At 71.2% G+C, this 10,165-nt stretch carries 11 protein-coding genes; 6 read left to right on the top strand and 5 right to left on the bottom strand.

Features of this window, described 5'->3' with window-relative positions; translation table 11 throughout:
* The coding region (gene rfbC, locus GX015_RS04065) for a dTDP-4-dehydrorhamnose 3,5-epimerase (RefSeq protein WP_291342985.1) at positions 1 to 454 on the top strand (454 nt) is incomplete at its 5' end.
* Between the two features lie 7 nt (positions 455 to 461).
* A complete protein-coding gene (gene rfbA, locus GX015_RS04060) occupies positions 462 to 1,337 on the top strand; it encodes a glucose-1-phosphate thymidylyltransferase RfbA (RefSeq protein ID WP_291342984.1) in 876 nt (291 codons plus the stop codon).
* Between the two features lie 8 nt (positions 1,338 to 1,345).
* Here the strand turns inward: rfbA and GX015_RS04055 are convergent, their stop codons facing one another.
* A complete protein-coding gene (locus GX015_RS04055; RefSeq protein ID WP_291342982.1) occupies positions 1,346 to 1,789 on the bottom strand; it encodes a hypothetical protein in 444 nt (147 codons plus the stop codon).
* A 43-nt stretch (positions 1,790 to 1,832) separates the two neighbouring features.
* Between GX015_RS04055 and GX015_RS04050 the strand changes: the two genes are divergently transcribed.
* Positions 1,833 to 2,216: a DUF4229 domain-containing protein gene (locus GX015_RS04050; RefSeq protein WP_291342980.1), complete on the top strand. Its 384-nt coding sequence runs from the start codon at positions 1,833 to 1,835 to the stop codon at positions 2,214 to 2,216.
* Between the two features lie 9 nt (positions 2,217 to 2,225).
* Here GX015_RS04050 and GX015_RS04045 read toward each other — a convergent pair whose 3' ends face one another.
* Together GX015_RS04045 and menE are read right to left on the bottom strand one after the other, a co-directional pair.
* On the bottom strand, positions 2,226 to 3,131 hold the full coding sequence (locus tag GX015_RS04045; protein ID WP_291342978.1) for a 1,4-dihydroxy-2-naphthoate polyprenyltransferase: 906 nt from the start codon (positions 3,129 to 3,131) through the stop codon (positions 2,226 to 2,228).
* The gene (gene menE, locus GX015_RS04040; RefSeq protein WP_291342976.1) at positions 3,128 to 4,405 is read right to left on the bottom strand and encodes an o-succinylbenzoate--CoA ligase; all 1,278 of its coding nucleotides are present in this window, start codon (positions 4,403 to 4,405) and stop codon (positions 3,128 to 3,130) included. Before menE ends, GX015_RS04045 begins: the two co-directional genes overlap by 4 nt.
* Positions 4,406 to 4,687: 282 nt before the next feature.
* Here menE and GX015_RS04035 point away from each other — a divergent pair, with 282 nt between their 5' ends.
* On the top strand, positions 4,688 to 5,560 hold the full coding sequence (locus tag GX015_RS04035) for a S1 family peptidase (protein WP_196775417.1): 873 nt from the start codon (positions 4,688 to 4,690) through the stop codon (positions 5,558 to 5,560).
* Between the two features lie 160 nt (positions 5,561 to 5,720).
* Here GX015_RS04035 and GX015_RS04030 read toward each other — a convergent pair whose 3' ends face one another.
* On the bottom strand, positions 5,721 to 6,677 hold the full coding sequence (locus tag GX015_RS04030) for a 1,4-dihydroxy-2-naphthoyl-CoA synthase (RefSeq protein WP_102212137.1): 957 nt from the start codon (positions 6,675 to 6,677) through the stop codon (positions 5,721 to 5,723).
* A 56-nt stretch (positions 6,678 to 6,733) separates the two neighbouring features.
* Here GX015_RS04030 and GX015_RS04025 point away from each other — a divergent pair, with 56 nt between their 5' ends.
* Positions 6,734 to 7,831, top strand: a complete 1,098-nt coding sequence (locus GX015_RS04025; protein ID WP_291342975.1) for an o-succinylbenzoate synthase — start codon at positions 6,734 to 6,736, stop codon at positions 7,829 to 7,831.
* 78 nt (positions 7,832 to 7,909) lie between these two features.
* Here the strand turns inward: GX015_RS04025 and GX015_RS04020 are convergent, their stop codons facing one another.
* Positions 7,910 to 8,839: a hypothetical protein gene (locus GX015_RS04020; RefSeq protein WP_291342974.1), complete on the bottom strand. Its 930-nt coding sequence runs from the start codon at positions 8,837 to 8,839 to the stop codon at positions 7,910 to 7,912.
* 371 nt (positions 8,840 to 9,210) lie between these two features.
* Between GX015_RS04020 and GX015_RS04015 the strand changes: the two genes are divergently transcribed.
* A partial coding sequence (locus GX015_RS04015) for a thiamine pyrophosphate-binding protein (RefSeq protein ID WP_291342972.1) occupies positions 9,211 to 10,165 on the top strand: 955 nt, incomplete at its 3' end.

Raw genomic sequence — 10,165 nt, 5'->3', positions numbered from 1 at the left:
CCCGCCGGGGCAGGCGAAGCTGGTCACGTGCGCGGCCGGCCGGGTGGTGGACGTCATCGTCGACATTCGCCGCGGGTCGCCGACCTTCGGCCGCGTGCTCACCGTCGAGCTGGAGCCGGGCACCCGGCGGGTGGTGCACCTTCCGGTGGGCGTGGCGCACGGTTTCGTGGCGCTTGACGACGACTCGGTGCTCACCTACTTGACCTCCACCGGATACGACCCGGAGATCGAGCGGGCGGTGTCCATCCTCGATCCGGAACTGGGGATCGACGTCGAGGGGATGCTGGCGGGCGTCGCAAAGCCGATCCTGTCCGACCGCGACGCCGCGGCACCCACCATCGCGGAGTTCGAGGCCTCCGGCGGCGTGCTGCCGGACTGGGACGACTGCCGCGCGATGGAAAACGAGCTGCGCGACGAGTGGGCGATGGCCAACGAGGACGTCGGGGAGGCGTGAGGCGGCGATGAAGGGCATCATCCTGGCGGGCGGCACCGGGTCGCGGCTGTGGCCGATCACGCGGGCGGTGAGCAAGCAGCTCGTGCCGGTGTACGACAAGCCGATGATCTACTACCCGCTGTGCACGCTGATGCTGGCGGGGGTGCGGGACATTCTGATCATCACGACGCCCGAGGACGCGCCGCAATTCACGCGGCTGCTCGGCGACGGGTCGGACTTCGGCGTGAACCTGACGTACGCCGAGCAGAGCGAGCCGCGGGGCCTGGCGGAGGCTTTCATCATCGGCGCCGACCACATCGGCGATGAGCCGGTGGCGCTGGTGCTCGGCGACAACATCTTCTACGGCGCCGGCCTGGGCACGCAGCTGCGGCGATTCCGCGAGCCCGGGGGAGGGGCGATCTTCGCGTATTGGGTCGCGGACCCGACGGCGTATGGCGTCGTCGACTTCGACGACGAGGGGATGGCGACCGGCCTGCAGGAAAAGCCGGAGAACCCGCGGTCGAACTTCGCGGTGCCGGGGCTGTACTTCTACGACGCCGACGTCGTGGACATCGCCCGGGGGCTGGAGCCGTCGGCGCGCGGCGAGCTGGAGATCACCGACATCAACCGCGCGTACCTCGAGCAGGGGCGGTTGAAGGTGGAGATCCTGCCGCGCGGCACGGCGTGGCTGGACACCGGCACCGTGGACATGCTCATGGCCGCCGGCGATTTCGTGCGCACCATCGAGCAGCGGCAGGGGCTGAAGATCGGCTGCCCCGAGGAAGTCGCGTGGCGCATGGGCTGGCTTTCCGACGATGACCTCGAGCAGCGTGGCCGTGCCCTGGCGAAGTCCGGCTACGGCGAATACCTGCTGCAGCTGCTCAAGCGCGGCAAGAACGTGTAGGCGGCGGCCTAATTGCCGTCGAGCGGGCCGTCCGTGGGCCCGGGGTGCTCGGGGCCCTCGGGACCGTTGGTGCCGCCGGTGCCGTCAGCGCCACCAGTGCCGTCAGTGCCGCCGGTGCCGTCAGCGCCACCGGTGCGTCGGCGGCGTCGCTCCTCGTCGTGCCGGGCCCGTTCGCGCTCGGCTTCGGCGGCGCGCTCGCGGGCGCGCCGTTCGTCGTAGCGCTGCTTTTCCAGGCGCCACAGGAAGTCCTCGTCGTCGTCGGGCCCCTTGATGCGCGGCTGGCCCATGTCCGTCCGAGGCCCACGGCCGATGCCGCTGCGGCCGCCACCGAGCGCGCCCGGCCCGGCCATGCCGCTGCGACCAGCGCCCTTGCCCCACGTGCCGGGGCCGAAAGCGCGCCACACCAGCACGATCACGACGACGATCAGGATCAGAATCAACAAACGGCCCACCTGGCACCTCCTACGTAAATCCAGGATACGTAGAGTGTCATGTGTGAGTGACAATGCGAAGCAGACCCCGGGCACCGCTGGTGCCGCCGATGCCGTGGCGGCCGGACGTGGGCCGGCTCCCGACCAGAACGCGCACCGGGCACAGCGCAACCGCGCCTTCAAGGACGTCTTCTGGTACGGCCTGGCCCGTCTGGTGCTGTTCCTGGCCGTCTTCGCGGTCCTCGTCGGCATCATCGTGCTGTTCGAGATTCAGATCCCGCTGGCGATTCTCGCCGTCCTGGCGCTGATCGTGGCCATGCCGGCGTCGGTGTTCCTGTTCCCGTCGCTGCGCACCCGCGCCAACGAGGGCGTCGCGGTGTGGGACACCAACCGCCGCGAGCACAAGAAGTACGTGCGCGAGCAGCTCGCGGAGCGCGAGGCGGAGTAGCCCCCGCACCTAGCCCAGCGCGAGCGCCAGGGCCGTGACCACGGCCCACAGCAGCATGGCCCGGCCCGCCATTCCCAGCACGGGGATGAGGGCCGGGCCCTTCGCGTTCCCGGTGACGGGGCGCGAGGCGATGAAGATCAGGGGCGCCGCGACGAGGCCGGCGAGCGCCCACGGGGTGGCGAAGGCCAGCGCCACCGATGCAATGAGCGGCATGCAGGCCAGCGCGACCCACGCCTTGCGGGTGCCGGCGTCGCCGAGTCGCACGGCCAGCGTGACCTTGCCGGCCTCGGTGTCGGAGGGGATGTCGCGCAGGTTGTTGGCCAGGTTCACCGACGCCGAGATCGCGCCGATGGCCACCGCCGCGACCACGCCGGGCCAGCTGATCCGCCCGGACTGGGTGAACTCGGTGCCCAGCACGGCGACGAGCCCGAAGAACACGAACACGGCCACCTCGCCGAGCCCGCGGTACCCGTAGGGGTTGTCGCCGCCGGTGTAGAACCACGCCCCGGCGATGCACGCCACGCCGACGAGCACCAGCCACCACGCGCTGAGCAGGGCCAGCACCAGCCCGGCCACGCCCGCGACGCCGAATGCGGCGAACGCGGCGGCCTTGACCATCTTCGGCGGCACCAGGCCCGATCCGGTCAGGCGCAGCGGCCCGGAGCGGTCGTCGTCGGTGCCGCGCACTCCGTCGGAGTAGTCGTTGGCGAAGTTCACGCCGACGATCAGCGCCCACGCCACCACCAGCGCCAGCGCCGCGCGGCCCCACAACACGTCCGAGTGGTGGGCGGCGGCGCCGACGCCCGCGACGACGGGGGCGAATGCGTTGGCCCACGTGTGGGGCCGGGCGCCTTCGAGCCAGTCGGCGAAGGTGGCGGGCCGGTCTGCGGGGCGGGGGGTGGTGCGGGCGGTCATTCGGACATCATCCCCCATCGCGCCGCGAGGGTCGCGGCCAGTCCCGTGCGGTCCAGCTTTCCGCTGGGCAGGGTGGGCAGTTGCTTGACGACGAACACCGCCCTCGGCACCTGGTGTTTCCCCAGGAGAGGAGTGAGGCGGGCACGGATGTGGTCGGCGGCGGCAGCATCGCCGGCCGTTGCGTCGGCACGAGGATCAACAGTGCCGGCGCCGGTTCCATCTGCGAGCGTCACCGCGGCGACGACGGCGCGGCCGAGCTCGGCGTCGGGCACGCCGACGACCGCGGCATCGGCCACGCCGTCCAAAGAGGTCAGCGCGTCTTCGATGGGGCCGGGCAGGAACTTCAGGCCGCCGGAAATGATGACGTCGTCGATCCTGCCGAAAACGGCCACCTCCGTTTCTCCGGCGTCATTCGTCGTGACGCCGCCCGCGTCGGAGGTGCGGAACATCCCGACGGGGCCTTCGGAGAAAGGTCGGCCGGGGTGAGGCCGCAGATCCGGGGAATCGACGTTGCGGTACCCGCGGGAGACCATGGGGCCGGAGATGACGATGCGGCCGGAGTCGTCCTCGGCGGTGACCCGGGCGCCATCGAGGGGGATGCCGTCGTAGGCGATGCCGCCGGACGTCTCGGAGGACCCGTAGCTGGTCAGCACGGTTACCCCGGCCGCGCGGGCCCGGCGCAGCAGTTCGGGGGACGTGGCCTGCCCGCCGACCAACACTCCATCCAGCGATGCGAGCGCGGCGGTGGCGCCCGCGTCGTCGAGGATGCGGCCCAACTGCAAGGGAACGATGGAGGTGTAGCGGCGTCGCCCGGACATCGCCCCGATGGCGTCGGCCAAGGAGGAGGGGCGGAAGCCGTCGGAAAGCTCCATGGCGACGGGAACCTCACCGGCCCGCAGCGTCCGCAGCAGCACCTGTAGCCCGGCGATGTGCGACGGCGGCGTGGCCAGCAACCACTGACCCGGGCCGCCGAGGCGGGAGTGCGTGGCGTCGATGGACGCACGGAGGTTCGCGGCCGTGAGCATCGCCCCCTTGGGGGTGCCTGTAGAGCCGGACGTGCAGGCGACGATGGCGACGTCGGCGTCGATGGGATCGCCGGCGCGCTGGGTGCGGGCCAGCAGCTCCGTGCGGGCCGGGTCATCGGCGGGCACGGGCAGCAGCGAAACTTTCCCGTCGAGTGCATGGGCCAAGGTCGGGACGGCTTCCAGGGCACGGAGGCCCGGCCACATGGGCAACAGGTCGAGTCGATGCGTAACGGTGTCGTGGGCGTTCACGATTGTCAGGGTAGGTGCACGCCCCATTCGCGGTGAGCGCCGCCGCCGGGTAAATTGCCGGGTGAATGCCGCTCCCCTCTTTCGCTTTCGGGGGCGGGCCCATATGCTCGATACAGTTTCGACGGATCCGCCACGGACGTCGGTAAGTTGTCGGCGCAACGGCGCCACGATGCCGGCCAACGCTCGGTGAAGTCGCCACACGTGGCCCCGTGGGTCGCATGGCTTCGGTCCGTCCCCTCGGGGCGGGCCGCGACAATGAACAACCAAGTGAAGGAATCACGCATGCTCCGTCGCGTCACCACGTCCGTCATCGCGGCCGCCGCCCTCATCGGCGTCGCCGCCGCTCCGGCCAACGCCCTCATCTTCGGCACGAACGAGGGCCCGGAGAGCGAGCGTGGCGCGGTCGTCCGCGTGCACATGCTCACCGAGGGCGGCGTCGCCGAGTGCACCGGCACCGCCGTTTCCGCGCAGTGGGTGCTCACCGCCCAGCACTGCATCGAAGGTTTGGCCACCGATGATCAGGGCCGCATCTCCGGAATGATCACCACCGGCGAGGGCGCCCTGGGCTCCGAGTCCGTGCGCTCCCACCAGGTCAACGCCGTCGCCAATGCCTACGAGGCCGACAACGCCAACGGCGACGTCGCGCTGATCCACGTCACCGAGCCGATGGACGTCACGCCCGCCGAGATCAACTACGGCGACGTCGTCGGCCAGCCCGGCACCGCCTACGGCTGGTCCACCCTGGGCACCGGCGCCACCGGCACCCTGCCTGGCACCGCCATCAACGTCGAGGGCAAGGACGTGCATCCGCTGTACGAGCCGAGCCAGGCGTACCTGACCACCTCGACCCGCCCCGCCCAGCTGCAGCAGGGCGACTCCGGCGGACCGCTGTTCGTCGATGGCAAGGTCGCCGGCGTCCTGTCCGTGGGCGTCGGATCCCTGTTCAACCCGGTCGAGATCTCCGCGACCTACATGCACGCCAAGCTGGAGGGCCTGCAGGGCTGGGTCGATGCGACCGTCGCGACCAACCCGGACGCGGAGCCCGGCGAGCTGCCCGAGGTTACCCCCGGCGGCATCGGCCAGCTGATCCCGCAGCTGCCGATCGTGCCCGGCTCGCCCGAGCTCATCGACATCGTGGGCATCGACTTCCTGTAAGTCGCACCTTCCCCGAGCGGAACGAAGAACCCGCCGCAGGCCATGTCATGTGGCCCGCGGCGGGTTCCGCGTTTGTGGGTCGCCCACCGGTTGGCGGGCCGTCGTCACGCTACAACGGCCCCGCCCCCCCCGAGATCCGGGCCCCGCCGGCACCGCCCCGTCAGTAGTAGAAGGGGAAGTCGTCCCAATCAGGGTCGCGCTTTTCCAGAAAAGCGTTCTTGCCCTCGACGGCCTCGTCGGTCATGTACGCCAGTCGCGTGGCCTCGCCGGCGAAGACCTGCTGGCCCATCAGCCCATCGTCGGTGAGGTTGAACGCGAACTTCAGCATCCGCTGCGCCGTCGGCGACTTGCCGTTGATCGCGCGGCCCCATGCCACGGCGACGTCCTCCAGCTCGGCGTGGTCGACGACCTCGTTGACCGCGCCCATGCGCTGCATCGTCTCCGCGTCGTACGGGCGGCCCAGGAAGAAGATCTCGCGCGCGAACTTCTGGCCGACCTGCTTGGCCAGGTACGCCGACCCGTAGCCCGCGTCGAAGGAACCCACGTCGGCGTCGGTCTGCTTGAAGCGGGCGTGTTCGCGCGACGCCAGCGTCAGGTCGGCGACCACGTGCAGCGAATGCCCGCCTCCGGCCGCCCAGCCGTTGACCACCGCGATGACCACCTTCGGCATGGTGCGGATCAGCCGCTGCACCTCCAGGATGTGCAGGCGGCCGCCCTCGACCTTGACGCGGGCCTCGTCGACGGAATCGGCGGTGGCGCCCTCGACGTCGGAATCATGCGACGTGGCGTACTGGTAGCCGGAACGCCCGCGGATGCGCTGGTCGCCGCCCGAGCAGAACGCCCAGCCGCCATCCTTGGGGGAGGGACCGTTGCCGGTCAGCAGCACCACGCCCACGTCCGGCGTGCGGCGCGCGTGGTCTAGCGCACGGTACAGCTCGTCGACCGTGTGCGGGCGGAAGGCGTTGCGCACCTCCGGGCGGTCGAAGGCAATGCGGACGATGCCGTTGGCCCGGCCCTCGCCAGCGTGGCGGTGGTACGTGATGTCGGTGAGGTCCTCGAACCCCGGCACGGCGCGCCACTGGTCGGCGCGGAACGGATTGGCGGTTGAATCTGTCATGGGCCCAGGTTATCGGGTGACCCGGGCCACGCGCCGGGGCATGGCACGATGGGCCCATGCACCGCCCCGATGCCAGCGAATCCCCCGGCTCGTCCGCCCCGCCCGCCCCGCCCGCCCTGCCCGGTCTCTCCGACCTCCTCGACCGCGCCCGCGTGGTCGCGTTGCCGCTGCGCACGCGTTTCCGCGGCGTGGAGGTCCGCGAGGTCATGCTTTTCGACGCCCCCGGCGGCTGGGTCGAGTGGTCGCCTTTCCCGGAGTACGGCGCGGAGGAGGCCTCCCGGTGGCTGCGGTGCACGTTGGAGATGGGCTGGGGCGCGCCGCCGGAACCGCTGATCGACTCCGTGGAAGTCAACGCCACCATTCCGGCGGTGGATGTGGCGGCGGACGGGGAGATCGTCGCAAAGCTGCTGGAACGCTATCCCGGTTGCACGACCGTGAAGGTCAAGGTCGCCGAAGCGGGGCAGACGCTGGCCGATGACGTCGCCCGCGTCGACGCCGTCCGCGCCTGGTTCGACGAGCGGCACATCCTCCCTCGCGTGCGCGTCGACGCCAACGGCGGGTGGACGCCGGACGAGGCCATCGCCGCCGTCGGCGCCTTGACCCGCGGCGGCCCGCTGGATTACGTCGAACAGCCTTGCCGCACCGTCGACGAGCTCGCGCGCGTCCGCGGGACCCTGCAGCGCTCGGGGATCTTCGCGAGGGTCGCCGCCGACGAGCTGATCCGCAAGGCCGGCGATCCGTTGGCGGTGGTGCGCGCCGGCGCCTGCGATGTCGCGGTGGTCAAGGCCGCACCGTTGGGCGGCGTCGGCGAGGTGCTGCGCGTCGCCGGGGAGATCGGCCGCTTCGGCGTGCCGATCACCGTCTCGTCGGCCCTGGAGTCGGCGGTCGGCATGGGCGCGGGTCTGCGGGCGGTTGCGGCGTTGCCGTCGCTTTCCGACGACGACGGCATGCACGTCCGCCCGAACGCCGCCGGCCTGGCGACGGGGTCCCTGTTCGCCGTGGACGTCGCCGAGCGACCCATCGTCGACGGGCGCATCGCCGTCGGACCCGTCACGCCGGATGCCGCCGTCCTGGACGAATGCGCCGCACCGGCCGACCGCCGCGACTGGTGGCACCGCCGCCTGGGCGCGGCGCTGGAGGTTCTAGGGGGCTAGTCTCGGCGTCTTATCCCGGTGGCGGTTCTCGGCGGCTGATCTCTGTGGTTGATCCCGGCGCCTGATCCCGGCGGGGCCTCACAACGACTGGTGCCAGTCCCACACGGGTTGATCGTCGCTCCTCAGCTCGTTCGGGGTGCGCAGGCGGCGGTGGGCCCGTCGAAAAGCAACCGTGTCCGCGATCTGATCGAGCACCGCCTTCAGCGCGAACATGATGCACGAATCCGTGTACCGCAGCGGCGCCCACCCGCGGCGGAAGGCGTCGTTGGTCTTCCACCGATCGACGATGAACGTGCGGTCCGACGCGTGCGCGCCCTGCGCCGCGTGGAACGCCCAACTGTCAATGTCGACCACCGTCCGGCCGTCCGCGATGACCGCGTCCCAGGTGTACGGCCCGATACGCCGGTTCAGTTCAGCGTCGATGCCGCGCGACGCCAGGCCCTCCTGCAGCGTCCGCTCGTAACTGCTCGCCGCTCCCGTGGGGGCTCGCCGGGCCAGCGCCCCGATGCGGCGGCGGTCGGTTTTTCCCATCGCCGCCAGAACGTGTGCCAGCAGGTCATTGCCGCCGATGCCGCGGTATTCGCGGGCGAGGAAAGCGATGATCTGACCGTCGCTCATCGCGGGCATGGCCGCGGCCGTTGCGGCCGGCGTCGTCACGCGGAGGTCCCCGATGGTGCGGAACACCTCGACGCGCGTTTCGGACAGCGTCAGCAGGTCGTTGCCCATCGTTGAAGCGCCTTTGGCGACCCGGCCCCGAGCCGGCCATTCCCTCGGGCCGTACCCGTACAGATGGGCGGCCGTCGGGTCGGAATACACCAGACTCGGGCGGTTGCGGGCGAGAGCACGCAGGAGGAGGCGGTCATCGGCGGGAGTCTGGACGTAGACGCCGCGCTCCACCCGGTGCAACGATCGCTCCTCGACGACGCGATTGATGGACCGGTAGTCGAGCCCGATGGCGTTGAGCTGGGCCGTCGTCCAAATCTGGCGTGGGTTCAGCTTTGCGCGCACGTCTCTTGTTCGAGCGCTCCTCGCCGAAATCCCCGCATCGTCGTTCGCTTGGTCATGCCGATTCACGGCCCGTTCCCCCGTCCCCGATTGTCTCCGACCGTGCTCCAATCGTCCCCGGCGCAATGCTCCGGGGGCGATTGTGTGCGTGCACCCCCATACACCGTCCGCAGCGTAGCGACCCCGTCCGCTTCCGTCCTCGTGAGTCTCTCGGGCCTCTCGAGAGGTGCCATCGGCCGATCGTGCACCTAACCCCGGACGCTTCGAGGTTTTGGTGCAACGAAAACGAGGAAGCGTCCGGGGTTAGGTGGTGCAAGCCGCGCGCTCGGGGCGGCGACGGGCCCCGCCGGCGCTCCACTAACCTGGGCAGGGTGATGGACGGCAACGGCAATGACAGGAATGCGGCCCCCTCGGAGGAAAATGCGGAGGCGCGTGCGGCGGCGCGTTCGGTGGCTCCTGCGGCCCCCTCGGAGATCGTGGCGGGCCTCATCGTCGACGAGCTGATCCGGTGCGGCACCCGCGAGGCCGTGGTGTGCCCGGGTTCGCGGTCGGCGCCGCTGGCCCGCGCGCTGCTGTCAGCCGAACGCGCCGGGCGCCTGCGCCTGCACGTCCGCGCCGACGAGCGTTCCGCCGCGTTCCTCGCCCTCGGCCTGGCCGCGGCGACGGGGTCGGTGACGCCGGTGGCGGTGACGTCGGGGACGGCGGTGGCGAACCTGTTGCCCGCGATGGTGGAGGCGACGTATTCGGGTGTGCCGCTGATGGCGCTGACCGCGGATCGCCCGGCGTCGTACCGGGGCACGGGCGCGAATCAGACCATCGTCCAGGACAGGCTTTTCGACGACGCCAGCGTCTCCGAGGTCGACGTGGATGGCACGGCGCCGATCTCCGAGTCCGGCGCGGCGGCGTTGCGCGCCCGCGTGGACCGGATCGTCGCGGCGGCGACGGCGCCGGGGCGCGGCGGTGCGGTGCATCTCAACGTCCGTCTGGTCGAGCCGTTGGTGCCCGACGAGGAACGGCTGCCGGAGCTGCCCGAGGGGCGCGGCGACGGGCCGTGGACGTCGGTGCTGCACATGGCGGGGACGACTGCGGCGAACCGGAGCGTCGTCAAGCTGAATGTGAAGAAGAAGACCCTGGTCATCGCCGGGTCCGGGGCTCCGGACCTGCCGGGGCTGGCGGCGGTGCCGACCATCGCCGAACCGAACGCGCCCGCCCCCGAGACGCCGGTGCATCCGCTGGCGGCGGCGACGTTCGGCCGCGACGACTGCCGGCCGGAGCAGATCGTGGTGCTGGGGCGGCCGACGCTGCACCGGGGCGTGGCGCGGCTGCTGG

This window comes from Corynebacterium sp., assembly GCF_012837295.1.
GTDB lineage: Bacteria > Actinomycetota > Actinomycetes > Mycobacteriales > Mycobacteriaceae > Corynebacterium.
This window is presented reverse-complemented; position numbering and strand designations above follow the sequence as displayed.

Bases quoted from the DNA above. Each gene is read 5' to 3' on its own strand.
- GX015_RS04045 (WP_291342978.1), bottom strand. From the start codon at position 3,131: ATGACCGCCCGCACCACCCCCCGCCCCGCAGACCGGCCCGCCACCTTC.
- GX015_RS04030 (WP_102212137.1), bottom strand. From the start codon at position 6,677: ATGACAGATTCAACCGCCAATCCGTTCCGCGCCGACCAGTGGCGCGCC.
- rfbA (WP_291342984.1), top strand. From the start codon at position 462: ATGAAGGGCATCATCCTGGCGGGCGGCACCGGGTCGCGGCTGTGGCCG.
- GX015_RS04025 (WP_291342975.1), top strand. From the start codon at position 6,734: ATGCACCGCCCCGATGCCAGCGAATCCCCCGGCTCGTCCGCCCCGCCC.
- GX015_RS04035 (WP_196775417.1), top strand. From the start codon at position 4,688: ATGCTCCGTCGCGTCACCACGTCCGTCATCGCGGCCGCCGCCCTCATC.